20 protein-coding genes are annotated in these 24,062 nt (G+C 67.5%); 11 read left to right on the top strand and 9 right to left on the bottom strand.

All coding sequences use genetic code 11. The features are described 5' to 3' along the window. The 6 genes from QZX79_RS16600 to QZX79_RS16575 all read left to right on the top strand — a co-directional run. Positions 1 to 235, top strand: a 235-nt coding sequence (locus QZX79_RS16600; RefSeq protein ID WP_294570019.1) for a hypothetical protein, incomplete at its 5' end; no start/stop codon positions are given. Then, entirely contained in the window at positions 220 to 1,506 is a 1,287-nt protein-coding gene (locus QZX79_RS16595) for an aconitase family protein (protein ID WP_294570017.1), read from the top strand. The genes QZX79_RS16600 and QZX79_RS16595, both read left to right, overlap by 16 nt. Before the next feature lie 35 nt (positions 1,507 to 1,541). Then, positions 1,542 to 2,069 (top strand): hypothetical protein, encoded by a 528-nt coding sequence (locus tag QZX79_RS16590; protein ID WP_294570016.1) that lies wholly within the window; start codon positions 1,542 to 1,544, stop codon positions 2,067 to 2,069. A 121-nt stretch (positions 2,070 to 2,190) separates the two neighbouring features. Next, positions 2,191 to 3,678 (top strand): aldehyde dehydrogenase, encoded by a 1,488-nt coding sequence (locus QZX79_RS16585; RefSeq protein ID WP_294570015.1) that lies wholly within the window; start codon positions 2,191 to 2,193, stop codon positions 3,676 to 3,678. 508 nt (positions 3,679 to 4,186) lie between these two features. Then, positions 4,187 to 5,395 (top strand): ABC transporter substrate-binding protein, encoded by a 1,209-nt coding sequence (locus tag QZX79_RS16580; RefSeq protein WP_294570014.1) that lies wholly within the window; start codon positions 4,187 to 4,189, stop codon positions 5,393 to 5,395. 34 nt (positions 5,396 to 5,429) lie between these two features. Beyond that, on the top strand, positions 5,430 to 6,590 hold the full coding sequence (locus tag QZX79_RS16575) for a Zn-dependent alcohol dehydrogenase (protein WP_294570013.1): 1,161 nt from the start codon (positions 5,430 to 5,432) through the stop codon (positions 6,588 to 6,590). A gap of 229 nt (positions 6,591 to 6,819) precedes the next feature. Here QZX79_RS16575 and QZX79_RS16570 read toward each other — a convergent pair whose 3' ends face one another. Further along, positions 6,820 to 7,620, bottom strand: coding sequence for an SDR family oxidoreductase (locus QZX79_RS16570; RefSeq protein WP_294570011.1), 801 nt, complete (start codon positions 7,618 to 7,620; stop codon positions 6,820 to 6,822). Positions 7,621 to 7,780: 160 nt separating this feature from the next. Between QZX79_RS16570 and QZX79_RS16565 the strand changes: the two genes are divergently transcribed. The 3 genes from QZX79_RS16565 to QZX79_RS16555 all read left to right on the top strand — a co-directional run bounded on the left by QZX79_RS16565 (position 7,781) and on the right by QZX79_RS16555 (position 11,914). Continuing rightward, the gene (locus tag QZX79_RS16565) at positions 7,781 to 8,182 is read left to right on the top strand and encodes a VOC family protein (protein ID WP_294570009.1); all 402 of its coding nucleotides are present in this window, start codon (positions 7,781 to 7,783) and stop codon (positions 8,180 to 8,182) included. Between the two features lie 193 nt (positions 8,183 to 8,375). Then, positions 8,376 to 11,117 carry a branched-chain amino acid ABC transporter permease/ATP-binding protein gene (locus QZX79_RS16560; RefSeq protein ID WP_294570007.1) on the top strand — a complete coding sequence of 914 codons (2,742 nt, stop codon included), beginning with the start codon at positions 8,376 to 8,378 and terminating at the stop codon, positions 11,115 to 11,117. Positions 11,118 to 11,143: 26 nt separating this feature from the next. Continuing rightward, positions 11,144 to 11,914 carry an ABC transporter ATP-binding protein gene (locus QZX79_RS16555; protein ID WP_294570005.1) on the top strand — a complete coding sequence of 257 codons (771 nt, stop codon included), beginning with the start codon at positions 11,144 to 11,146 and terminating at the stop codon, positions 11,912 to 11,914. A 158-nt stretch (positions 11,915 to 12,072) separates the two neighbouring features. On the opposite strand, the gene QZX79_RS16550 is transcribed toward QZX79_RS16555, so the two are convergent. The 6 genes from QZX79_RS16550 to QZX79_RS16525 form a co-directional block, all read right to left on the bottom strand. After that, positions 12,073 to 12,453 carry a nuclear transport factor 2 family protein gene (locus tag QZX79_RS16550; RefSeq protein WP_294570004.1) on the bottom strand — a complete coding sequence of 127 codons (381 nt, stop codon included), beginning with the start codon at positions 12,451 to 12,453 and terminating at the stop codon, positions 12,073 to 12,075. A 48-nt stretch (positions 12,454 to 12,501) separates the two neighbouring features. After that, positions 12,502 to 13,503 carry a hypothetical protein gene (locus QZX79_RS16545; protein WP_294570002.1) on the bottom strand — a complete coding sequence of 334 codons (1,002 nt, stop codon included), beginning with the start codon at positions 13,501 to 13,503 and terminating at the stop codon, positions 12,502 to 12,504. Continuing rightward, entirely contained in the window at positions 13,500 to 14,306 is an 807-nt protein-coding gene (locus QZX79_RS16540; RefSeq protein ID WP_294570000.1) for an SDR family NAD(P)-dependent oxidoreductase, read from the bottom strand. The genes QZX79_RS16545 and QZX79_RS16540 overlap by 4 nt, the downstream gene beginning before the upstream one ends. Before the next feature lie 132 nt (positions 14,307 to 14,438). Further along, on the bottom strand, positions 14,439 to 15,302 hold the full coding sequence (locus QZX79_RS16535) for an enoyl-CoA hydratase/isomerase family protein (RefSeq protein WP_294569998.1): 864 nt from the start codon (positions 15,300 to 15,302) through the stop codon (positions 14,439 to 14,441). Next, positions 15,295 to 17,430 carry an acetate--CoA ligase family protein gene (locus QZX79_RS16530; protein WP_294569995.1) on the bottom strand — a complete coding sequence of 712 codons (2,136 nt, stop codon included), beginning with the start codon at positions 17,428 to 17,430 and terminating at the stop codon, positions 15,295 to 15,297. Before QZX79_RS16530 ends, QZX79_RS16535 begins: the two co-directional genes overlap by 8 nt. A gap of 48 nt (positions 17,431 to 17,478) precedes the next feature. Further along, a complete protein-coding gene (locus QZX79_RS16525; protein ID WP_294569993.1) occupies positions 17,479 to 19,239 on the bottom strand; it encodes an FAD-dependent oxidoreductase in 1,761 nt (586 codons plus the stop codon). A gap of 389 nt (positions 19,240 to 19,628) precedes the next feature. Between QZX79_RS16525 and QZX79_RS16520 the strand changes: the two genes are divergently transcribed. Further along, entirely contained in the window at positions 19,629 to 21,146 is a 1,518-nt protein-coding gene (locus QZX79_RS16520; protein WP_294569991.1) for an aldehyde dehydrogenase family protein, read from the top strand. A 30-nt stretch (positions 21,147 to 21,176) separates the two neighbouring features. Continuing rightward, positions 21,177 to 22,787, top strand: a complete 1,611-nt coding sequence (locus QZX79_RS16515; protein ID WP_294569989.1) for an NAD(P)/FAD-dependent oxidoreductase — start codon at positions 21,177 to 21,179, stop codon at positions 22,785 to 22,787. A gap of 59 nt (positions 22,788 to 22,846) precedes the next feature. Here the strand turns inward: QZX79_RS16515 and QZX79_RS16510 are convergent, their stop codons facing one another. Further along, entirely contained in the window at positions 22,847 to 23,647 is an 801-nt protein-coding gene (locus QZX79_RS16510) for an IclR family transcriptional regulator (protein ID WP_294569987.1), read from the bottom strand. Positions 23,648 to 23,860: 213 nt separating this feature from the next. Beyond that, a partial coding sequence (locus QZX79_RS16505) for a muconolactone Delta-isomerase family protein (RefSeq protein ID WP_294569985.1) occupies positions 23,861 to 24,062 on the bottom strand: 202 nt, incomplete at its 5' end.

Here is a 24,062-nt window from a genome sequence, read left to right as displayed (position 1 = left end):
CCTGCCCACGCTGAGCTTCCGGGCCGCCGCCATCGCCATGATGGCCTCGCTGCGCGAGGCGCGGGCGGACGGGACGGCCACCGAGTACTTCGCGAGCCAGCCGGACGAGGAGCAGGCGGTAGGCCTCGGCCTCCTCAGAATGCTGGGCCTCGAGGCCGACCTGGAGCTGAGACGCCGATTCGAATTCGATCCGCGCGTGCACCCGAAAGGAAGTCAGCCATGGGAAGCACGATGACCGCCAAGATATTGGCGAGGGCCGCCGGAAAGGATGTCGTGGCGGCAGGGGACGTCCTGCTGGCAGACGTGGATGTACTCACGGTGCCGGACGCGGAGCGGTTCATCGACGTCTTCGTGGACGAGGGTCTGCGCGTGTGGGACCCGAGCCGCATCGTCTTCTGCTTCGACCACTTCTTCGCCGACTGGATGCCGTCCGGTGCGGTACGGGAGCATCCCAAGATCCACAGGTTCAGCGAGGACCAGGGCATCCCGCGCGACCAGATCTACGACCTCGACCGCAACGGCCTGTCCCACCAGGTGCCGGTCGAGGAGGGCTGGATCCTGCCGGGCACGGTGTCGATCGGCGCCGACACCCAGAGCGCGACCATGGGTGCGATGAACTGCTTCAGCATGCCGGCACTCTCCTCGGGGACCACAGCGGTCGCGCTGACCGGGAAGTGGTGGATCGTCGTTCCCGAGTGCATTCGCGTCAACCTGACAGGTGCGTTGCCGGCCGGCGTGCTGGGCAAGGACGTCGCCTACCGGCTCATCAGGGACATGGGTGGCTTCGTCGACGGACGGGTGCTCGAGTTCGCCGGTCCGGGGGTGGCCTCCCTGCCCATCGACGTCCGCATGGGGATCGCCAATGGGGCGATCCAGATCGGCGCGCAGACCGTCGTGTTCCCCGGCGACCAGCGACTCCTCGACTACCTCCGACCGCGCGCCCGCGCGCCGTTCGTCACGGTCGAGCCCGATGAGGACGCCCCGTACTACCGCACGATCGACTACGACCTGTCCACGTTCGAGTGCCTGGTCTCCGGGCCTCATGAGATCGACCTCATCAGGCCGGTCAGTGAGGTGGCGGGCACCAAGGTCCACGCGGCGAACATCGGTTCCTGCTCGAGTGGCCGCCTCGAGGACCTCAAGCTCGCGGCCGAGGTGCTGGAGGGTCACGTGATCCACTCCGACGTCAGGATGGCGGTGACCCCGATCTCCGCCTCGGTCATGCGCGCCGCCGAGCGGACGGGGATCCTCGACGTCTTCCGGGCGGCGGGCGCCGTCGTGAGCGAGCCCGGTTGCGGAGGCTGCTACCACGGCAACCGATCGCCCATCCAGCTGCAGGACGACGAGGTGTGCATCTCCACGTCTGTCGAGAACCTGTCCGGGCGGATGGGTGGGGTCGGCAGCCAGATCTACCTCGGCAGCGCGGCAGTGGTCGCCGCCTCGGCCATCGGGGGCGCCATCACCGACCCGGCCCCGTACCTGGAGGGAAAGGTGGGCGTGAGGTGAAGCTGAACGGGCGTGTGTGGAAGCTGGAGCGCGACGTGACTGCCACGGATCTGTTCCCGGCGCGTTTCGACAAGCTGGGGATGAAGCGGAACTGGGCCGAGTGCGCTGAGCATCTGCTCGAGGACGCGTATCCGCAGTTCGCGGCGGACGTCGCTCCGGGGGACTTCCTCGTGGTGGACGGAACTGTGGGTTCGGGTCACGCCCACTACTTCGGTGCCGCAGTCATGAGCTGTCGCGAGGTCGGGCTCAGCGCCGTGCTGGCGACGAACGTCAACGGCATGTTCTTCCGGTCGGCGACCGACCTCGGCCTCAAGGTGTGGACGTTCCCTGAGCTGATGCCTCTGGTCGAGTCCGGCCACCAGCTCGAGCTGGACCTGGACGCAGCCCTCGCGAGCAACATGACGACGGGCGTGACGGCGAGGCTCACCCCTGTCCCGGAGCTGATCCAGGAGATCTTCTCGGCCGGCGGGACGACCGCCTGGGCGAAGAGCCGCCCGGAGGTACTGGCACGGACACGGGCGCACCGGGAATCTCTGTCGAATGCAGAGCCGCTCCAGATCTAGCGTTCTGCAAAGCGGATCGTCGTTCCGCGCTGAGTGGTAGCCTGGTCGCCGGACGTGCTTCAGATCTCCGGTCCGGTTGGCGGGCCGACTCGGTGAACGACCACAGAGAGAAGGACGGCAAGTGAGCATCGACAACGCGACCACGGCTGCGCCCGCAACGGAGCGCGAGCTGTTCATCAACAACGAGTTCGTCCCCAACTCGACCGGCGAGTACGTCGAGGTGGTGGACCCGGCGACCGAGAAGGTGTTCGGGCGCGCCGCCGTGGCGTCGGTCGCCGACGTCGACAAGGCGGTCGCTGCCGCTCGAGCTGCCTTCGACCACGGCCCGTGGCCGAGGATGACGATGCAGGAGCGCGCAGAGATCCTGAACCGCTGGACGGACGAGCTGGACAAGGACGTCGAGGCGGTGACCCGTCTCCTGGTCCAGGAGACCGGCATCCCTGTCGGGCAGAGCCAGGGCGGGGCCAACACCATGCAGGGGATCACTCGCTACTACACGAGCCTTGCTGCGGACTTCCCGCTGGTCGAGGAGCGCAAGGGCTTCACGGCCACGGCGTCCATCGAGAAGGTGCCGGTCGGCGTCGTCGCGGCGATCATTCCCTGGAACTCCCCGCTCGGACTCGCTGCCTTCAAGCTCCCGCAGGCGATGCTGGCCGGCTGCACGGTGGTCATGAAGCCTTCCGAGGACACTCCGTTGAGTGCGGGCTACCTCGGGGACGCTGCCGTTCGGGCCGGCATTCCCGAGGGCGTCCTCAACATCGTCCCTGCGCTGCCCGAGGCCAGCGCGCACCTGGTGAGTCACCCGGGCGTCGACAAGGTCAGCTTCACGGGCAGCACCGCTGTGGGCCGATCCATCGCGGCGGGGGCAGCTCCCACGTTGAAGCAGCTGACCCTGGAGCTGGGCGGCAAGTCGGCGGCGGTCGTCCTCGACGACGCCCCGCTCGACCGGCTCGTCTACACCATGGTCCCGGGCGTGACGAACAACAACGGGGCGATGTGCACGGTCCCCAGCCGGCTCATCGTGCCGGCCGCTCGGCACGACGAGATCGTCGGCGCGCTCGCTGAGGCGTTCGGGACGCTGAAGGTGGGCGATCCCAACGCGGCTGACACGCAGGTGGGTCCGATGATCACGCAACGTCACTACGAGCGCGTGCTCGAGTTCCTGAAGTCGGCCGAGCAGGAGGGTGGTTCGTTCGCTGTCGGCGGCGGCAAGGCGCCGGGGCTGGACGAGGGCTACTACGTCTCGCCGACCATCATCACCGGGGTGAAGTCCTCCGCCCGAGTGGCTCAGGAGGAGATCTTCGGGCCGGTGTTGACCGTCCTCACCTATGAGACCGAGGAGGAGGCCATCGCCCTGGCGAACGACACCGAGTACGGCCTGAACGGGGCGGTGTTCAGTGCCGACGTCGATCACGCCCTCTCGGTCGCCCGCCGCCTCGACGCCGGAACGGTGTCGATCAACAACGGCATCACGATCGACATCACGGTGCCCTTCGGCGGGTTCAAGCAGTCCGGGTACGGTCGCGAGCTCGGCCCGGAGGGCCTGGACGGCTACTTCCACACCAAGTCGGTGTTCCTCGACGGCGAGCCGCTCATCACGTTGTCCTAGCTCGTGCCCATGGACCTGGGGAACAGCCTGGCGGGTTGATCGCAGGAGGAGACCTCCGGACGTAGTGGGTGTTCACGACTCACCACGCCGGAGGTCTCCTCACCGGGTCGCCCGCCGCGGCGCGGCCCACCGCGCTCAGGGGTTCCGCGCCCACGCGATCGCCGTCGAGCGGCTCCCTGGCCGGCAGCGGCTCCCGATACCGGTACCGCCACTGACGCGCGCCGCTGGCCGGCAACGGGATCGACCACGGGCGGACCCGGGCCACCGGTCGCGGACATCCGTCGACAACTCTCCAGGGCATCACCCGTACGGCCGCCATTCCCCGAGGGGTGCGCGGAAGGGGCTCCCGGCACCTGCCGGGAGCCCCTTCCGCGTTGGGCCGCGGACTGGCGCCGAAGACGGACGCTGCCCGCCTCGGGCCCTCGGGTCTATTGACAGCGACTGTGAGCGCTGTCACTGTACGGCTGTTCTGTTCTGGGGACCGTCATTCTGCGCCGAGGGGTACAACATGTTTGGTCGACGAGGGATCCGTTCCGCGGCTGTGGTGGTGGCGGCAGCGATGGTGGGCGTCCTGGGAGGTTGTGGAGGGTCCGACTCCGGCAGCGCCGACGGTGAGTTGGTGATCGGGAACATCGGCTCGTACTCGGGCTTCGGGGCACCTCTGAACCCGGCTCAGGACGTCGTCAAGGCGTGGGCCGAAGACGTCAACGAGGCGGGCGGTGTCAACGGCCGCAAGATCCGCCTCGTGGTCAAGGACGACGGCGCTGACCCGGCGAAGGCCGTGACGGCTGCGAAGGAGCTGGTGCAGAAGGAGAAGGTCGTGGCGATCGTCGCCGCCACCAGCCTGGTCGACAGCGCGTGGGCACCGATCGCGGCACAGGCAGACGTTCCCGTGATCGGCAGCGGACTGCCGTTCAGCAACGCCTTCTCCACCGACGCGAACTTCTACCCCTCGGGGACCGGGGTCTTCGCTCGGACGTACGGGGAGCTCGCCGAGGCGAAGAAGAGCGGCGACAAGTTCGGGTTCCTCTACTGCGTGGAAGCGCCGGCATGCAAGGTCGCGGATGGACTCTTCAAGGGATTCGCCGAGGACCTCGACATGGAGGTGGCCGTCTCTCAAGGAGTGTCGGCCTCGGCTCCGAACTACACCGCGGCATGCCAGGCGCTGAAGGATGCCGGCGTCCAGACGTACAGCATCGCCCAGAGCACCGACGTGGCCATCCGCATCTCCGATGAATGTCACAAGCAGGGGCTCGAAGCCACGATGGTGACCACAGCCGGCATCGCCGACTCCAGCTGGCTACCTCATGAGGGCGCTCAGGGCACCGTCAGTGTCGAGCTCAACTTCCCGTTCTTCGACCGCTCGAACGAGGCCACCAAGAGTTACGGAGAACTGCTCCAGAAGCACTCCTTGGGCGATGTGGGCGGGTACGGCGCACAGGCCTACAGCGCGGTGAAGCTGTTCGAGAAGGCGCTCGAGGGCGTCACGGCTGACGAGGTCACCGGCGAGGCGCTCAGGGAGAGTCTCTACGCGATGGAGGACGAGACCCTCGGCGGCCTGGCCCCCGAGCTGAACTTCACCGAGGGCGAGCCGACGCGCATCAACTGCTACTTCGTCGCAAGCATCCAGGACCAGAAGTGGACCGCTCCCAACGGTCTCGAGACGACGTGCGTGCCCAGCGACATCGTCGAAGCAGCCGTCAAGCAGGCGAGCTGACGGGCCTGGCCCCGTCGGAGGAGATGAGGAAGCGATGAAGACACGCGCAGCGCTGGTCTACGAGACCAACCAGCAGTGGGACCTCGGCAAGCAATTCTGGAAGATCGAAGAGCTGGAGATCGCACCACTGGGCCCGGACGACGTCCTGGTCCACCTGCCCTACAGCGGGGTCTGCCACACGGACCTCCACCCGCTGACGGGTGACCTTCCGCCCGCGATGCTCCCCATGATCGGAGGGCATGAGGGGGCCGGCGTGGTCGAAGACGTAGGAAGTCGCGTCGGTCACGTGCAGCCGGGCGACCACGTGGTGATCTCGATCCTCCCGGCGTGTGGTCATTGCCGATACTGCCGGAGGGGGCGACCGACGCTGTGCGACATGTCCGCCATCGTCATGGGCGGGCGACACCCCGACGGCGAGTTCCGCTACACCAACTCGCAGCAGCAAGCGGCCGGGCAATGGTCGCTGGTCGGGTCCTTCGCCGAGTACGTGGTGGTCAACAGCCAGGCGGCGGTCAAGATCCCGGAGCACCTGCCGTTGGACGTGGCAAGCATGGTCGGTTGTGCGGTCACCACGGGGTTCGGGGCGGCAGTCGACAAGGCCGGGGTCGGTGTCGGCGACTCGGTCGTCGTGTGGGGGTGCGGCGGTGTCGGGCTCTCAGCCGTGCAAGGGGCTGCGCTGGCCGGCGCGGCCGAGGTCATCGCCGTCGACACGAATGACTTCAAGCTCGAGGTGGCGCGTTCGTTCGGGGCGACGGCGACGTTCAACCCCAACGTCGACCGCTCTCCGAACCCGAACCGCGACGAAGCCGCCGAGAAGGTGATGGAGTACACGAACTGGCAAGGAGTGGACGTTGCCCTGCTGTGCGTGGACTACGTCACCCCTGAGCTCACGGGGGCGGCGTTCGCGACCCTCGGCAAGGGCGGAAAGCTCGTCATCGTCGGAGTGACGCACCCGAAGTTCACCTCGATCGCGGTCTCGGGCCTGGAGGTCACCTTCTGGGAGAAGGAGATCGTGGGCTGTTCCTACGGCGGTGGCAACCCCACGCTGGACATGCCACGGAACCTCAGGATGTACGAGAAGGGTCAGCTCAAGCTGGACGAGATGATCACCAAGCGCTACCCGCTGGAGTCAGTGAACGAGGCGTTCGACGATCTGCTCAACGGACAGATCGTGAAGGGTGTCATCGAGTTCTGACGGGTCGGGTTCTGACGGGTCGGGCTGCCTCGTTCCTCCGGACGAGGCAGCCCTTCTCGCGGGTGCGGATCCGCCTGGCACTACGGCCGGAGATCGTTGGCCGCGCCGACGCTGCTCCGTCCAGCGTGCCGGCCAACGACGACCCACCGGCTCAGCCCGCCACGGCTCAGCCCGCCACGGCTCAGCCCCGCCACGGCTCAGCGGTCGGAGGCGCTCATGGTCGGAGGCACTAATACAGGCCGCCCGTGCGTCCACCATCGACAGCGATGGTCTGGCCGGTGATGTAGCCGCCGCGCTCGGACGCCAGGAACACGGCGAGGCTTGCCACCTCCGACGGTGTGCCCATCCTGCGCAGCGGAATGGACAGCTCAGCGACGCGCGCACGTTCCAGTTGGTCGAACGAGGCGGCGTCCTGGCCGGTGCGCTCCTGGAACGCGTCACGAGCCCGCTCGGTCTTGATGGACCCGACCGCGATGTTGTTCACGGTGATGCCGGACTCGCCCAGCTCGTTGGCGAGCGACTTGTTCAGACCGACGACGGCCGGGCGCGTGACGTGCGACAGGATCGCGGGGAACCCGTAGGTGGGCCCCTTCATCGTGACCGACCCGATGTTGATCAGCCGTCCGCCTCCTTGGGCGCGCATGTGGGGCAGGACGGACCTGGTCAGGTGGACCACGCTCATGACCATGGTCCGGAACTCCTCCAGGAACTGTGCGTCGGTGGCCGACTCGAATCCCTGAGTGCTCTGGGGATACACGTTGGACACCGCGATGTCCACGGTGCCCCAGGTCGTCGTCGCGAGGTCGACGGCTCGCTGGATCTCGCTCTCCTGGGTCATGTCGGCAGTGAACGGGAGGACGCGCCCCGACAACGTCGCGCAGTCACGGACGAGCTCGTCGAGGGCATCCGACCCGCGGGCCGCTGCGATGACGTTGGCGCCCTCGCTCGCCAGCTGCGTGACGATCTCGCGGCCGATTCCCTTGCTGCCGCCCGAGACGACGGCAGTCTTGCCGGCTAGTTGCAGGTCCATGTGATGAGTGCCCTTCTAGAGGTCTCCGGTCCGGCGCTGAGCCGCCATCCACGTTCGCGTGTTCCGCTGCAGGAGATGTTAATCTGCCGAGCAGAATCACGGGCGGGCTGGAGCGTGCGCTCCGTCATGGCCGGCCCCGGGCCAGGAGGGGTGCCCCATCGTGACTGCCGCCGTTCCTTCGCGTCTCGAAGCGGGAATCATCGTCAACGAGCTCGATCGCATGATCGCCTTCTACTGTCAGGCGCTCGGGCTTCGACCGGTGGATGACCGGAGCTTCGCAAGCGGGACGCGGATCGTCGAGCTGGGCGCCGGATCCAGCCGGGTGAAGCTCAATCGCCCCGAGCCTCCGCCCACGGTCCCTCCGCACGCGGGCAGGCACCGCGAGGCTCTGGGGCTCCGGTACCTCACGGTCGTCGTGGCCGACGCGACGGCGGTGCATGAGCGACTCGACGAGGACCGATGGGCGGGCCTCGAGCCACTTCGGGAGTCGCCGTCCGGGCTTCTCTTCTTCGTGCCCGACCCAGAGGGGAACTGGGTGGAGGTGGTCCAGCCCGTCGCCTAGTGGCGCTTGACAATGATATCCGTCACAGAGAAGATGGTTCTGTAATACAGAATGTCGTTCTCGCGCCCTGGCAGGAGAAGAGCATGCGGTCAGTCATCGAGTGCGCGGTCGGAGAGCTCCCCGATGGTGTGATCCGGTCCTCCCGGACCGTCCGCGCTCACGCCTCCGCGGCCCACGAGACGAGGACCTGAGCGTGCTTCCCTTCATCATCGCGGGCCTCACGACCGGCTCGGTGTACTCCATCGCAGGTGTGGGGCTCGTTCTCACCTACAAGACCTCCGGCATCTTCAACTTCGCCTACGGCGCCTTCGCGACGGTCTCGGCGTTCCTCTTCTACTCCCTGAACGTGCAGCTGGGATGGCCGTGGCCGCTGGCTGCGTTCGTGTGCGTGTTCGTGGTCGGCCCGCTCATGGGCCTGGGCATGGAGCGTGTGGCCAAGGCCGTCGCCTTCTCCGGTCTGGTCATCCGCGTCGTCGCGACGGTCGGAATCCTGGTCGCGGTCCAGGCGACCATCAACCTGCTGTACGGCGAGGAGTCCACCAGGACGGTGCCGCAGTTCCTCCCCGACCAGAGCTTCTATCTCGGGGACACGCTCGTCACGTTGAGCAACATCATCATCGTGCTGTTCGGGCTGGGTTCCACGACGGCCCTGTTCCTGTACTTCCGCTACGCGCGCATGGGCGTCGCGATGCGCGCGGTCGTCGACGACCCGGACCTGCTGGACCTGTCCGGAACGTCACCCACGGCCGTCCGCCGCTACGCCTGGGTCATCGGGTCGTGCTTCGCCGCGGTGGCCGGGCTCTTCTTCGCCCCGTTGCTGCAGCTGGATTCCACGGCGCTCACCCTGCTGGTCGTGTACGCGTTCGGCGCCGCCGCCATCGGACGGTTCTCGAGTCTGCCGATGACCTACGTCGGCGGGCTCGTCATCGGTGTGGCGGCAGCACTCGCCGCGAAGTACTTCACGACAGGTCTCCTGGCCAACATCCCGGCCGCCCTGCCGTTCCTCATCCTGTTCGCTGTGCTCCTGTTCGCGCGCCGGTCCAGGCAGGGCGCCCCGTCGACCCTCCGGCCTCTGCAGCGCTCGAACTGGGAGACGCCGTCCTCGATCCAGGTCGGCGGGGGTCTGCTGGCACTCGTCGCACTGTGCTTCGTGCCGGCCTTCGCCGACTACCGGCTGACTGACTGGACGATGTTCCTCACCTGGGTCATCTTGTTCTTGTCCCTCGGACTCCTGGTGCGCACCTCGGGGCAGGTCTCGTTGTGCCACGTCGCCTTCATGGCGGTCGGTGCGGCAGCCTTCGGGCACTTCACCGCCGATGCCGGGATGCCGTGGTTCTTCGCCCTCGCGGCCTGTGGGCTCGTGACGATTCCGATCGGCGCGCTCCTGGCGATCCCTGCCATTCGCCTGACCGGTCTCTATCTGGCCCTGGCCACGCTCGGGTTCGGCATCGTCCTGGCGTTCATGTTCTACACGCAGCCGTACATGTTCGGCTTCAGCGGGCTCGGTCTCATCATGCCGAGGCCCGATCTGCCAGGCGTCGGGATCGCCGGCGACACGGCGTACTACTACGTGGTCCTGACCATCACGGTGGTGGTCACTCTCGGGCTGGTCGCCCTGCACCGCGGAAGGCTCGGCCGCTTGCTCCGTGCGCTGGGCGACAGCCCGCGCGGACTGGCCACCTGTGGGACCTCGGTCAATGTCACGCGCGTCCTGGTGTTCTGCATCTCGGCGTTCCTCGCAGCCATCGCCGGCGCCCTGGGAGGCGTGGCCCAAGGCTTCGTGTCGGGCAGCTCCTATCCTCCGCTGCTGTCCTTGACGCTCCTGGCGATCCTGGTGATCCAGCCAGGCGGTATCCCCTGGTACGCACTGATCGGCGGAGCGGGCTGGGCGCTGGTCCCCTCCTACTTCCCCAGCACCGAGACCGGCTACTACCTGGAGATCTTCTTCGGCGTGTTCGCGGTGGTGTTCGCCATGATCCCGGAGAGCAAGCGAGGTACTTCTCCTGGTCTGGCCCGGCGCATCGACCAGATCGCCCGCCGGCCCCGTCGTCCCGATCCTGCCGTGCAGGTGCCGTCCCGCGAGGAAGACCGATCCGCGGTCGAGCCGACAGGGCCGTCGGAGTACCCGGTGGACGCCACGACGCTGGAGGTGCGCGAGCTGACGGTGCGGTACGGGGGGATCGTCGCGGTGGACGGTGTCGACCTCACCGTTCCGACCGGCAAGATCACGGGTCTCATCGGACCCAACGGGGCGGGGAAGACCAGCACGTTCAACGTGATCTCGGGGTTGAACCGGGCGTCGAAGGGCAGCGTGGTGCTGTCGGGCAACAACCTCTCCAGCGCGGGGGCCGCCGCCCGGTCCCGTCGGGGGCTGGGCCGAACCTTCCAGATCATGGAGCTGTTCGACTCGTTGACCGTCCGGCAGAACGTCGAACTCGGACGGGAAGGTTCCTACGCCAGCTGGAACCCCCTGAGCCATGTGCTCGGCGGTCGGAAGCAACGCGATCTCGTGCAGCGGTCCGTGGACGAAGCGATCACGTTGTGCGGGCTCGACGAGCTCGCTGATCGAGTGGTCGGCTCCCTGTCGACAGGTCAGCGGCGGCTCGTCGAGCTGGCGCGGTGCCTCGCCGGCCCCTTCCAGCTGCTCCTCCTCGACGAACCGTCGTCGGGCCTGGACCGGGTGGAGACGGAGAACTTCGGACGGATTCTGCGAACCGTGGTCGAGCGACGCGGCGTCGGCATCCTCCTCGTCGAGCACGACATGTCGCTGGTCACCCAGGTGTGCGACTACATCTACGTCCTGGATTTCGGCAAGCAGATCTTCGAGGGGACACCCGGGGCGGTCATGTCCGCGCCGATCGTGCGGTCGGCATACCTCGGCGACGAGGACGTCGAGGGCCAGATGGATGCCCGGATGGAGAAGGCAAGCTCATGACCAGGATGCATGACCCGCTAGGTCGGATGGCACCGAAGCCCGCAGCAGTGGAGGAATCCGGCGTCGCGCTCGAGCTCTCCGGGGTCTTCAGCGGATATGGCGACACCGCCGTGCTGCGCGACGTCGACCTCGTCATCCCGACAGGGTCGGTCGTCGCCCTTCTCGGTCCCAACGGTGCGGGCAAGACGACCCTGCTGAGGACTGCAGCTGGGCTGCTGCGTCAGAGCGCCGGCGTGGTCTCCATGTTCGGCTCGAGCGTCGGTAGGACTGCGCCGCATGAGCGAGCCGCGCGCGGCATCTGTCTCATCCCCGAGGGCCGCGGCGTCTTCCCTGGTCTCACGGTGGCCGAGAACCTCCGCATGCAGCGGCCGACCTGGTGCAGGGACAAGGACGGACTCGATCGAGCGATCGAGGCGTTCCCTGACCTGGGACACCGCATGGACCAGCTGGCCGGCAGCATGTCCGGTGGGCAGCAGCAGATGCTTGCGCTGTCACGAGCCTGGGTGGCCCAACCTCGGATCGTTCTTCTGGACGAGGTCTCGATGGGTCTGGCGCCGCGGGTCGTGGACGAGATCTTCACGGCTCTCCGTCGCCTCGCGGCCAGTGGGGTGACGCTTCTGCTGGTCGAGCAGTACGTGAGTCGCGCGCTGAGCATCGCCGACCAGGTCAATCTGATGGACAAGGGCGAGATCTCCTTCAGCGGCTCGCCGCAGGACCTCGACCAGGACGCGCTGGTGAGCGGGTATCTCGGCGGGGAACCAGCAGGTCCAGACGCAGGAGCGGTGCGCGCTCGCTGACTCCGAACCGGCGCGGGCTGCCGCCAGGTCATCGAGGCCGAGGGCGTTGTGGGGGGATCCACTTCTCTCACGGGTCACCGCTGACCATCCGGGCGGCGGAGAGCGCGCGAGGGAGGCCCCTGGCGGCAGCTGAGCAGGTCGCCGTCAGGACGTCGCCGTCAGAACATGGTGTTGTCGTTCGCCGCATCGGCAGGGACCGGCTGGATCACGTCCCAGTGCTCGACCAGCTTGCCGTCGCGGACGCGGAAGATGTCGACGACAGCCTGACCGAGATCGTCGGGTGTCGAGCGCACATGGTGGTGGATCACGACCAAGTCATCCTCGGCGATGACCCGTTTGATCTGTGTCGACCAGTCCGGTAACTCGGCGAACATCGCGGTGATGAATGCGACGAACCCGTCCGCGGGCCCGGTAGGCACCTTCGGGTTGTGCTGGATGTACCCCTCCGGGCCGAGGAAGCGCGCCGCGGCCTCAGCCGGCTGCTTCTTGATCAGGAGGGTCTCGAAGAAGTCGAGGGCGATCGACTTGGCGTCTGGCATGGTGGCTTCCTGTCGGCGGGGTGAGGTCGGCCGCGGCCGCGCACTGGCTCAGATCACGTGCGAGGAGTGGACGGACTCGGGGAAGAGCTCTTCCGGTGAGAGTTCGCGTGGCGTGAGTCCCTGCTCGAAGGTGAACCGGAGGAAGGCAGCGATGGTCGTCCGATTCGGTTCGAGCCCGTAGGGCCACATGTCGCGACCGATGATCCGCTCGGCGTCGCGAGCGTGTTCCGCGCCCCAGGGGAGCGGGAACTGGGGCGCCGTCGGGCTCAGCAGCCGGCGGACGCTTCGGTCCTTGGCCTCGGTGAAGGCCGTCACCAGGTTCGCCGCCAGCCAGGGGTGAGCCCGATGGACGCGCTCCTGGACCACGACCAGGTGCATGATCGGGAAGATCCCCGTCTCGTGGAAGAACGCCTGCTCGGTCGAGCGGCTGTCGCTGAAGAGCTGCACGATCCTTCCGGAATGGTCCTCGAAGGCGGCGGGTGGGTGCGGGACCAGCATGGCGTCCAGGTCGCCGTCCAGCATCAGCTGGTTGAGTGAGCGGGTGCGTTCGGGGGTGACCGTCACGCCGTCCGGCAGTCCGGTCGGCAGCGTCTCCACGCGCCCGGGCTCGTTGATGCCGCCCTGGACCCACGTGATGTCCTCGAGCTCCAGGCCGTACTGGTGCTGGAGCAGCGCCCGCTGGTAGACCGTGGCCGTGACGGTCCACTCGGGGATGCCGATCCGCTTGCCCGCGAGCTGGTCAGGTCGGTCGACGGGCCCGTCGTGCCGGACGAACATCCCGGAGTGACGAAATGATCGGGAGAGGAAGACGGGGATCCCGATCAGCGAGTCGTCGCCGCGCCCGCGGAGCGAGCAGAACTTGCCGAAGGACATCTCGGAGACGTCCCACTCACGGAACTTGGTGAACCTGAAGAAGATCTCCTCGACCTCCATCAGCAGGCAGGTCAGGTCGGCGCCCTGGACCGGGACAGCGCCGCTGACCAGGTCGCGTACCTGGTCGGAGTCGTTGACCGCGAGCGTGAGCCCTACGTTGGGACGTGCGCTTCTCACAGGAAGTTCATCCCACCGTCGATGACGATGCTCTGACCTGTCAGCGCCCGAGATCCCGTAGACGCGAGGAACACGGCGGCACCGACGATGTCGTCGGAGACGAGCCGGCGTTTGATCGACTGCCCGGCGACGATCTGCTCGGCCTGACCGGCGCGGATCGAGTCGCGGGGGACTCCCGTGTCGACCGATCCGGGCATGAGGACGTTGACGGTGACCCCCGCTGCACCCAGCTCGCGAGCGAGTGCCCGCGTCAGTCCCACGACGCCCGCTTTCGATGCGACGTAGTGGAGGTAGTTGGGGCGACCACTGAGGACGGTCGCTGAGGAGACATTGATGATGGAACCGCCGGAGTTGCGTTCCTTCATCGACTTGCCCACCCAGCGACAGCACAGGAAGACGCCCGTCAAGTTGACGTCCAGCACCCGCCGCCACTCGTCCAGCTCGATCTCGTCGAACGGCTTCATCGTCAGGGTCGAGAAGATGGCGGCGTTGTTGAGCAGGACGTCGATCCGCCCGTGCATGCTCAGCGTCTGCGCGACCATCTCCCGCACGCTGGCCTCGTCGCCGACGTCGACGGTCAGGGCGGTGGCTTCATGTCCTAGAGCTCGAAGCTCTTTGGCGACGCCCTCGGCCGTCTCGTAGTTGAGGTCCGCGACAACGACCTTCGCGCCGGCTTGGGCGAAGGCGCAGGCGAATTCGCGCCCGATGCCTTGGCCGCCTCCCGTGACGATCGACACCATGCCCGCCAGAGGACGAGCGAACTCCGTCCCGACACCGGCGCCAGTCGCGTCGTCCAGCTCCATCAGGGGCTCCCGTCAACAGTCCGCCAGCGCGACTCGTGTCGAGTTCAGTCCACCGATGGCGGCTGCAGCAAGTATTTCACGGGTTCTGGAAGATGGCTAGCCTTTCTAATTAACAGAACAGCTCCGATCGAGTCAGTCGAGCCAGGGAGGCGTGAACGGCTCGTCCCGTGCGGCCTTGTAGGCGGACCAGCCCTCGTCCCGCATGATGTCCGCGAAGCGACGCCCGTCGGCGCTCCGCGCGTCGACCGAGGCCATGTTGGTGACGGTGTTGATCGCTGTCGACAGGTTGCGCTGGGTCTCCCACCCCATGAGGTCCATCGCCGAGTTGATGACCCTCTTGTTGAGGACGACCGCCTCCGCGGGCATCTCCGACACCCGCCTCGCCAGGTCCATCACCTTGGCCCGGAACGTGTCGTGCGGGAAGATCTGCAGGACGAGACCGATGTCCCTGGCCGTCTGGGCCGAGATGATCTCTCCGCTCAGCGCCAGGAACTTCGCCCATTGCGGCCCCACCAGGTACGGGAGCGTCTGTGCCCCGGTGGAGCCGATGCGCGTCTCGATCAGGCCGAACCGGGCCTCGGCCGACGCGACGATCATGTCGAGATGGGTGGCGAGGATGAGTCCGAACCCGTAGCAGATCCCGTTGATCGCCCCGATCGTGGGCTTGCGCAGGGATCGGATCGCCTGGGTCTCGGCAGCATTGCCCTCGATGAAGGCGTACCAGTCCGCCGGGCTGGTACGCGCCATCCCACCGAGCCCACCGCCGGCCGAGAACGCACGCCCTTGCCCGGTCAGGACGATGCAGCCGATGTCATCGTCATCGTCGGCCGTCCGCAGGGCGTCCAGAAGCTGCGCGGCCATGCTGTCGGGGCCGTGGTCGATCACGTTCAGCTTGTCGGGGTTGTCCAGCGTCACGACGGCGACGCGGCCGACTCGCTCGTAGCGGACCAGCCGAGGAGGCGTCGGTCGCCCCTCGACGCCCTCGAGGTCAGTCATGGCCCACATCATCGTCCGACGGGTCCGGGTGGGCGAAGATCAGCGCGTCGACGGCGACGAACCCCGCCGGGGTGTGCATCAGCGGGTTGATGTCGAGAGACAGCATCCAGTCCTGTGCCGCGAGGGTCAGCTCGGTCGCGGCCGAGATGACCTGACCGAAGGCCGTGCGGTCCCACGGCTCCTGTCCGCGGGCTCCGGTGAAGACGCCGATGCCGTCGAGGTCCTCGACCAGGTCCTCGACCTCGAGGTCGGTCATGGGGGCCAGCCGGCCGTCGACCTTGCCGAGTGCCTCGACGTGGATCCCGCCGAGGCCGCAGACGACCATGGGACCCAGGTCGCCGCTGGTGTCGGCGCCGAGGAAGGCCTCGCCGTCCGAGGACAGCATCGGCTGGATCGCCACCCTGTCAGGCAGGCCGTGCTCGGCGGCGAGGGCGCGCATGTCGCGGACGGCCTGGTGGAGTCCCTGATCGGTGACCCCGATCCTGACCGCTCCGATGTCCGTGCGGTGCGCGCAGTCGGCGAGCTTCACCACGTACGGAGCCTCGAAACCCCTGGGCGGGCCGACGTCGTCGGTGGCGCCGACGACGGTGTAGGGGGCGACCGGGATGCCGTGCCGAGCCAGCAGCTGCATCGCGGCGCTGAACGTGAGGAGGTGGTGACCGCCCACCTCCACCACGTCGTCCCGGTTCAACGACGACCTCTCCGGTGCAGGGGCCAGCACCCTCGCCGGGCGGCTGTGTGCCGCCATGAACTGCTTCATGCTCGAGAGTCCACGCAGGCTGCCGCGCAAGCCGTGGCCGATGGCGACGTGCTGAGCCATGAGGTCGGCAGCCCACGCGCTGACAGGCCCGTCGGCGATCATCGACAGCACGGCGACCTTGGTGGTGCGGCCGGCCATCTCCGCGAAGGGGAGGACGAACGCCTGCGCGAATGCTCGGTCCTCGATCCCGGTCGTCCAGAGCGCCATCAAGGTGTCGACATCGGGTGACTCGGCGTAGGTCGTGAACACCGACCGCATCACCGGCGGGTTCTCCATGACGAAGCCCGTGAGGTCGATCGGGTTCATCACCGAGGCGTCCGGCAGTACGCCGTTGACCGCACCGCGAACGGACTGGAGCTCCGGCAGGTGGAGGCCCTCGTCCTCGCTGATGTCACTCGCGAGGGCCGCGGCACCACCGGAGACACTGAGGATCGCGGGCTTCTGGACCGAGGACCACCGCCGGCGGGGGAGCTGGTCGAAGAACATGACCCGGTCGAGCATGTCACCGAGATCATGCGCGGAGATGATCCCGAACTGCTTGAACGCCGCGTCATAGGTCCAGCTCGCACCGAGGATCGCGCCGGTGTGCGACTTCGCGACCTCGCGGCCGCGACTGCTGCGGCCCAGCTTGAGCGCCACCACCGGCTTTCCTGCCAGTCGGGCGCGCTCAGCCGCCGCGAAGAAGGCCTCCGGACGTCGGATCCGTTCGATGACGAGGCAGATGGCCGCTGTGGTGGGGTCGTCGACGAGGTAGTCCAGGTAGTCGATCATGTCCGTGACCGCTTCGTTGCCGGTGGAGATCAGCGCGCTGAAACCGACCTGCCGGTTCGCGGCGGCCACCGCCACGTCCGTGATGAATCCGCCACTGTGCGTAACGAAGCCGACCGAGCCTGCTCGCAGGGGTAGCTGCGGCGCTCCAGCCAGGAAGGCGCCGGTCTGCGCGTTGACGAACCCGTTGCAATTGGGTCCCAGCACGGCGAGGTCTGTGGCGGCACGAACGAGGCGCTGTTGGAGGGCTGTGCCCTCGGGCCCCGCTTCCGCGAATCCCGCCGCGTTGATGGCCACTCCGGCGGCACCGACGGCGGCGGCCTGCTCGACCGCGTCGACCGCGATGCGCGCGTTCACCAGGGTGAGGACCGCGTCGATCGGGCCTCCGATCGAGGCCAGGTCAGGGTAGGCCGGGTGGCCGAAGATCTCGTCGTACCTGGGGTTGACCAGATGGACGTCGAGTCCACTGCCCAGGAGTGCGTGGACGGCATGACGCCGGGAGGTCGGGCTCGCACCGACGACGGCCACCGAACGTGGGTTGAGGAAGCGTCGAATGGTCGCCCCGTCGATCCGGGGTGCCTCAGATGTCGCGGGATGCACGCGCGCAGGCCTTTCGTGTCGTCAAGCCACGGGCAGTGGGTGTGCGGGTCAGGGGGCGGACGGAGATGTCCCGGCGGCGAGCGAAGCGATGTGCTCAGCGGCGACGTAGCCGAACGTCATCGCGGGTCCGATCGTCCCGCCGGGGCCGGAGTAACCGTGACCCGTGACGGCCGCGGACGTGTTGCCCGTCGCGTAGAGCCCGGGAATCGGTCGACCGTGCACGTCGATGACCTGGGCGTTCTCGTCGGTGAGCACCCCACCTTTGGTGCCGAGGTCGCTCGGGATCACCTTGAAGGCGTAGTAGGGCCCGCGAGTCATCTCGCGCAGGTTGGGGTTCGGCAGTCGGGGGTCGCCGTAGTAGTTGTCGTAGGCGCTGTCTCCGCGGCCGAAGTCGAGGTCGCGGCCCTGGCGAGCGAAGCTGTTGAAGCGGTCGACGGTCCCGGCGAGGTTGTCCGCGGGCACGCCGATCATGTCGGCCAGTTCAGCCCAGCTGTCGGCCTTCTTGACCGAGCCGGACTCGGTCCAGGCCGTCGGCAACGTGCGGCCGGTGAGAACCGGCGCCCAGGGAATCTTCGGCAGGGGGAGGTGGCCGGCGAACATGTTGGTGCGCCAGGACTGCTCGTCGATGATGAGCCACGACGGGATGTGGGTGACTCCCGCGTTCTCGCCGGCGATCATGTCGTGCACGAAGTCCGTGTAGGGGCCCGCCTCGTTGGTGTAGCGACGGCCGTCACCGTTGACGATGAACTGGCCCGGTATCTGGCGTTCGAACAGCAGCAGGCCGAGCTTCCCTTCGCCCCACGGAATGGCGGGCATCCACCACGCGTCATCGAGGAGGGCCACGCCCGCGCCGCGATCACCCGCGGCGCGGATCCCGTCGCCGGTGTTCTCGGGTGCCCCCATGCTCCAGTCGCTGGTCAGTACGGGCTGATGCTGCTTGCGCATCGGAAGATCGTGGTCGAACCCGCCGGACGCGAGGATGACTCCGTGCTTGACCTTGACGACCCGTGTCCGACCCTGCTGCTCCACGTGCGCGCCCACGACCCGCCCGGTGTCGTCGGCGACCAACTGCGTCAGTGGCGTCTCGAGCACGAGGGGGATCCCGGCGTCGAGCGTCGTCAGCCGGAGCCTGCCGATCAGCGCCTCGCCGCGTGTGGTGATCCGCGCACCGGTGATCGCTGCGCGCACCATGCGGGCCAGCAGGCGCAAGAACATGGCCTTGCCCTTCCAGCTGCGACGGATGCCCAGGAACGCGTGCAGGTCGTTCGAGCGGATCCACATCCCTCTGGGGGTCCGGAGCGTGGGTTCGCGCATGGATGCGTCGAGGTCACCCAGCTCTCTCCGGTCGAAGGGCAACGCCTCGACGGAACGGCCGACGACTGATCCACCGGGGGCGGCCGGGTGGTAGTCGGGGTAGTCCGGACGCCACTCGAACCGCATGTGCGGGCCGGCGCGCTCCAGGAACGCCAGCATGCGCGGCCCTTGTTCGACGACAGCGCGGATCCGCTCACGACTCACGGTTCCGTCACTGATGGCCTCGAGGTAGGCGATCAGGTCGTCGGGAGACTCGGCGGCCCGATGGCGGAGGATCTCGGGGGCGTTGGGGATCCAGATCGAGCCGCCGGACAGGACGGTCGAACCGCCGTAGTACTGCGACTTCTCGACGACGAGCGTCCGCAGCCCCCTGGCCTGTGCCGCCAGAGCGGCCACCAGGCCACCGCCGCCACTGCCGACCACCAGCACGTCGACCTCGTCCATGCCGTCGGCCTCCTTCATGCCGTCGATGGCGTCGTGACGTGGGTTCGTCATGGCTCTCCCGTCCGCCGGCTGCCGGCTCATCTCCTCGACGTCCAGCAGCGTACCGCAGTCACGTTCCGATGAGCAGAACCAATAGTGTCTGGCTAGAACATATCGGGCGCGGCGCCATCCCCTCCGGGGAGCGCCGTCCCGGGATGCGGCATCGAAGGCCCGTTAGGCGCGGCGGAACTCCATAGTCGACTGCACCTCACCGAGGTGACAACAGGCGTGCAGGCTGTTGTGATCTGATAGGCAGAACAACGTTGACACGAACAGAACGATGCCGTCATGCTGTGGACCACCCGACGACGGGCCGCTGCCGCGACCGGACGAGTTCCTGGAGGACCGATGTCTCAGTGGGGAGCGGGCGGCGTCGACGTCGACAGAGTCTGCTCGGCCGCATGACCGCGCAGACCGACGACAGGTTCGCCGTCGACCACGCGCACGGACGTGACGCCCTGGTGGCGTCCGTGCGCGACCGGTCGTGGGTCATGCGCATCGGGGACCGGTGGACGACCGCGCAGCACGGCGCCACCTATCCGGTCGACTGCCCCGCCACGGGGGAGCACCTCGCAGATGCCCCCGATGCGTCGGCCGACGACATCGACTCGGCGGTCCGCGCGGCCAAGCAGGCGTGGCCCGGGTGGGCTGGCCGGGATCCACGTTCCCGAGCCGGCGTCCTCCGAGCCGTGGCCGCCGTCCTGAGGGACAACATCGACGAGCTGGCCGTGTTGGAGTCGCTCGACTCCGGGCATCCCGTGACAGCCATGCGGGGCGACGTAGCACTGGCCGCGGACATGCTCGAGACGTACGCGGACTGGTCGTCCTTGCTGAAGGGCGAGACCATCCCGGCAAGTGGCAGCCATCTGAACTTCACCGTCCGCGAGCCCTACGGTGTCGTGGCGCGCATCGTCGCCTACAACCATCCGCTCATGTTCCTCGCGACCAGGATGGCCGCGCCTCTGCTCGCCGGGAACGTCGTCGTGATGAAGGCGCCGGATCAGTGCCCGCTGTCCGGACTGCGTCTGGCCGAGCTGATCGCCGAGGTCGTTCCCCCGGGTGTCGTCACGGTCGTGACCGGGCGCGGCGCAGTATCGGGGAACGCACTGGTCCGACACGACGACGTGCGCCGGATCGCCTTCATCGGCAGCGTGGCCACGGGAAGGCGGATCCAGGAGACCGCCGCCCAGTGCGGGGTCAAGAACATCACCTTGGAGCTGGGCGGCAAGAACGCCATGATCGTCTTCCCGGATGTCGATCCGGACGAAGCCGCCCGAGCCGCCATCAACGGCATGAACTTCCGCTGGACCGCGGGCCAGTCGTGTGGCTCGACGTCTCGGCTGCTCGTCCACCACTCCATGTACGAGGACATCGTGGGCCGAGTCGCGGCCCTCGTCGAGGAGATCAGGCTCGGCGACCCTCTGGACGAGAAGTCCGAGATGGGCTGCCTCGTCTCGTCCAGCCACCAGCAGGGCATCGCGAGGCAGGTCGCCGGCGCGATCGAGCGCGGCGCTCGGCTGGTCACCGCCCCCTTGCCGGAAGGGCCGCCGTTCGACCGCGGCCACTGGATGGCACCCACCGTCCTGGCCGACGTGACACCTGAGATGGACATCGCCGGGCACGAGCTGTTCGGGCCCGTCCTGGTCGTCATGCGCTATGACACGGAGGCTGAGGCGGTTGCCATCGCCAACGACCCGCCGTACGGCCTGACCGCGAGCATCTACACCAACGACATCCGACGGGCACACCGCGTCAGCCGTCTCCTCGATGCGGGATACATCTGGATCAACGACGCGTCACGGCACTTTCCCGGAGTGCCCTTCGGGGGAGTGAAGGACTCAGGAGTGGGGCGCGAGGAGAGCATCGAGGAGCTTCACTCCTTCACCCAGATCAAGACGATCAACGTCGCGCTCTCGTGACGAGACGTGACCGGGCAGCAGGATGGATGGATGAGCACGATGGACGACTTCGACGGAATCATCATCGGCGCAGGCCAGCACGGTCTGATCCTCGGCTCCTACATGGCCAAGGCAGGTCTGCGGGTAGCGCTCGTGGAGCGTCGTCTGCGCCCCGGCGGCGGGCTGTCGACCGAAGAGCGCACCCTGCCGGGGTTCCAGCACAATCTGCACTCCATCAACCATTTCAGCGTCACCGACACGCCTTGGTACAAGGACCTCGGCCTGTCCGCGAAGGTGCCCTACATCCGGCCGCAGTACGAGTTCGCCCAGCCGCACCGCGACGGCACCAACCTGGTCTTCTCACGAGATCTCGAGGAGACGCTCACCAGTATCCGCCGGTTCTCCAAGACGGACGCCGACACCTTCCGCGAGTGGAACATCAAGGCCGAGGAGCTGACCGAGCGCATCTTCCTCGCCGAACGCTTCGCCGAGCCGCTGACCGAAGCCGACCGCGCGGAGATCCTGGGGGCCAGCGCCCTTGGTCGTGAGTTCCTGGAGCTCACTGAGCGCCAGCCGCTGGATGCCGTGAACGAGCTGTTCGACGACGAACGGGTCAAGGTTCTCTTCCTGTTCAAGCTCTCCCTCTTCGGCACCGTGCTCCACGAGACTCTCGGCTCACGAAGCCCTGTCGGCTCCCTGATCCGCGCCTTCGACCTGGGCACCGGGTACGAGCTGTGCGAGGGCGGCAGCTACAACCTCGCCCGTGGGTTGATGGAGACGTTCATCGCCGCTGGGGGAACCTTCATCAACCAGGCCCACGTGGAGCGCATCGTCGTCGACGGGGGACGGGCGACCGGGGTCGAGCTGCAGGGTGGCAGGACGCTGCGGGCCGCCCAGTTCGTCGCGAGCACCGTCGATGTGCAGCAGACCTTCTACGACATGGTGGGCCTGGACCAGCTCCCTGCCGCGTATCGGGAGAAGGTCGACTCCCACCACCTCACGCCCTGGACGCTCTTCGGCCTGCACCTCGCCCTGAAGGAGCCGCCGCGGTACGCCAGCGCCTCCCACGATCCGAACATCGACAAGGCGCTCAAGTACAACCTCGGATCGGAGACCATCGCCAGCCTCATGGACGCACACGCGGACGTCGAGGCCAAGAAGGTCCCGCGTGCCGTCCAGTTCGGCGGAGGGGCGCTCAGCATGCTCGACCCGAAGCAGGCGCCGGCCGGGAAGCACACCGCGTATGCCTGGCACGTGGTGCCCTACGACATCGGCGGCGATCCCGAGGCCATCCACGGTGTCCGGGATCAGCTCGCGGACGACATCCTGAGCAAGTGGCGGGAGTATGCGCCCAACATGACCAAGGACAACGTGCTGGGTCAGTACACCTATACCGCGTACGAGTACAGCCGCGAGCTGATCAACATGCGGGAGGGTGACATCTTCATGGGCGCGCTCAGCAACGACCAGGTGATGTACAACGCCTTCGGCTACCGGACGCCGATCGAGGGGCTCTACATGGCGGGGTCACCGACACACCCCAACGGGGCGATCACCGGTGGTGGCGGGTACATCAGTGCGGGTGTCATCGCCGAGGACATCGGTCTCGCCACATGGTGGACGCCGGCCAATGTGCGGGAGCGACTGTCCCAGCTGTCGTAGGCGCGACCGCCCCGACCTCGGAGGATCGAGGTCGGGGCGGATCGGCGCCCGTCAGGACTTCAGATGGGTAGTGCCTCGCCGATGATCTTCGCTGCCGGCTGGAGAACGCTGACCATCTCCGCGAGCTGCGACTTGGCCAGCCGCTCGGGAGGAGCGGCTATCGCGAGTGCGGCTCGGACGTGGGAGTTCGCGTCTCGAATGGGCACCGCGACCGCATGGACTCCGGCCTCGCTCTCCCCGAAGTTCGACGCGTACCCGTTCATTCTCGCCAGCTCGAGTTCCGCCAGCAGGTCACGCACGGAGGTGATGGTCTGGTCGGTCGCGCTCGGGAGGCGAGAGGCGGTGTAGATGGCCCGGACCTCTTGAGTGCTGAGGCCGGCCAGCAGGACCTTGCCGGCTGACGTGGAATGTGCCGGCATGGTCATGCCCATGCGTGACCCGACGCGAACCGACCGGGTCCCCTCGATCGAGTTGAGGAACAAGACCTTGTCTCCGCGAAGCTCGGACAGGTGCACCGTCTCGTTGACCTGGTCGCGCACCTGTTTCATCACGGGTACGGCGACGGATCTGACGTCGAGCTGCTGGACGATGGAGAGCGCCATGCGAACCAGCTCGGGTCCGGCGCGATAGGCCCGTGTCTCGCTGTCCTGGCTGACCAGGCCTCGGTACTGGAGCATCTGGACCATGCGGTGCGCGGTGGACCTGGCCACCCCCAGCTCCCGACTGGCGTCGGCGATGCGGACGGTGGCCTGCTCACTGAAGAGGTGCAACAGCCGCAGTGCATTGTCGACGGAGCCGATCGGGTAGTTCGGCGGGTCGTTCGTCGTCCCGTCCGTCACGTCGTTCGACGGTGTGGTCATGTTCGCTTCCCTTCGGTCGACCGAGACTCCGTGCGCGGCCCGAGTCCTCACCACGCCGGCTGTCCGTGCGGGACCGACTCACCGTCGACGTTCCATGGCACGATGAAAAGATCTGTCATACAGAATGTGGCAGGGAGTCTAGCGTAGCGAAGGACTGCCGGCGAAGGCGAAACGCCCTCGCCTGGGCGGCGCCGTTGATCTACCGCCGAGCGATCACGAGCCGTCCGGTCCACGTGCCGCATGACTCGTCGGGTCGATCGGGTGCTCGGCGAGCGCCTCGACCTCGACGATGTTGCAGTAGGGGAACACGGGGAGCGCCGCGTGGATCGTATGGAGCTCGGTGGGATCAGCTACCCGCCACAGCGAGATGGTCTCGACCCGGCCGGGGATCCGCCAGGTCCGCAGCAGGATGCCG

The organism is uncultured Arthrobacter sp. (assembly GCF_902805515.1).
Lineage (GTDB): Bacteria > Actinomycetota > Actinomycetes > Actinomycetales > Micrococcaceae > Arthrobacter_D.
Note: the sequence above shows the minus strand (reverse complement) of the source record. Positions and strands in the feature narration are given on the sequence as shown.

Bases quoted from the DNA above. Each gene is read 5' to 3' on its own strand.
- QZX79_RS16595 (WP_294570017.1), top strand. From the start codon at position 220: ATGGGAAGCACGATGACCGCCAAGATATTGGCGAGGGCCGCCGGAAAG.
- QZX79_RS16575 (WP_294570013.1), top strand. From the start codon at position 5,430: ATGAAGACACGCGCAGCGCTGGTCTACGAGACCAACCAGCAGTGGGAC.
- QZX79_RS16510 (WP_294569987.1), bottom strand. From the start codon at position 23,647: ATGACCACACCGTCGAACGACGTGACGGACGGGACGACGAACGACCCG.
- QZX79_RS16580 (WP_294570014.1), top strand. From the start codon at position 4,187: ATGTTTGGTCGACGAGGGATCCGTTCCGCGGCTGTGGTGGTGGCGGCA.
- QZX79_RS16515 (WP_294569989.1), top strand. From the start codon at position 21,177: ATGAGCACGATGGACGACTTCGACGGAATCATCATCGGCGCAGGCCAG.
- QZX79_RS16525 (WP_294569993.1), bottom strand. From the start codon at position 19,239: ATGACGAACCCACGTCACGACGCCATCGACGGCATGAAGGAGGCCGAC.
- QZX79_RS16555 (WP_294570005.1), top strand. From the start codon at position 11,144: ATGGCACCGAAGCCCGCAGCAGTGGAGGAATCCGGCGTCGCGCTCGAG.
- QZX79_RS16520 (WP_294569991.1), top strand. From the start codon at position 19,629: ATGACCGCGCAGACCGACGACAGGTTCGCCGTCGACCACGCGCACGGA.
- QZX79_RS16570 (WP_294570011.1), bottom strand. From the start codon at position 7,620: ATGGACCTGCAACTAGCCGGCAAGACTGCCGTCGTCTCGGGCGGCAGC.
- QZX79_RS16550 (WP_294570004.1), bottom strand. From the start codon at position 12,453: ATGCCAGACGCCAAGTCGATCGCCCTCGACTTCTTCGAGACCCTCCTG.
- QZX79_RS16540 (WP_294570000.1), bottom strand. From the start codon at position 14,306: ATGGAGCTGGACGACGCGACTGGCGCCGGTGTCGGGACGGAGTTCGCT.
- QZX79_RS16535 (WP_294569998.1), bottom strand. From the start codon at position 15,302: ATGACTGACCTCGAGGGCGTCGAGGGGCGACCGACGCCTCCTCGGCTG.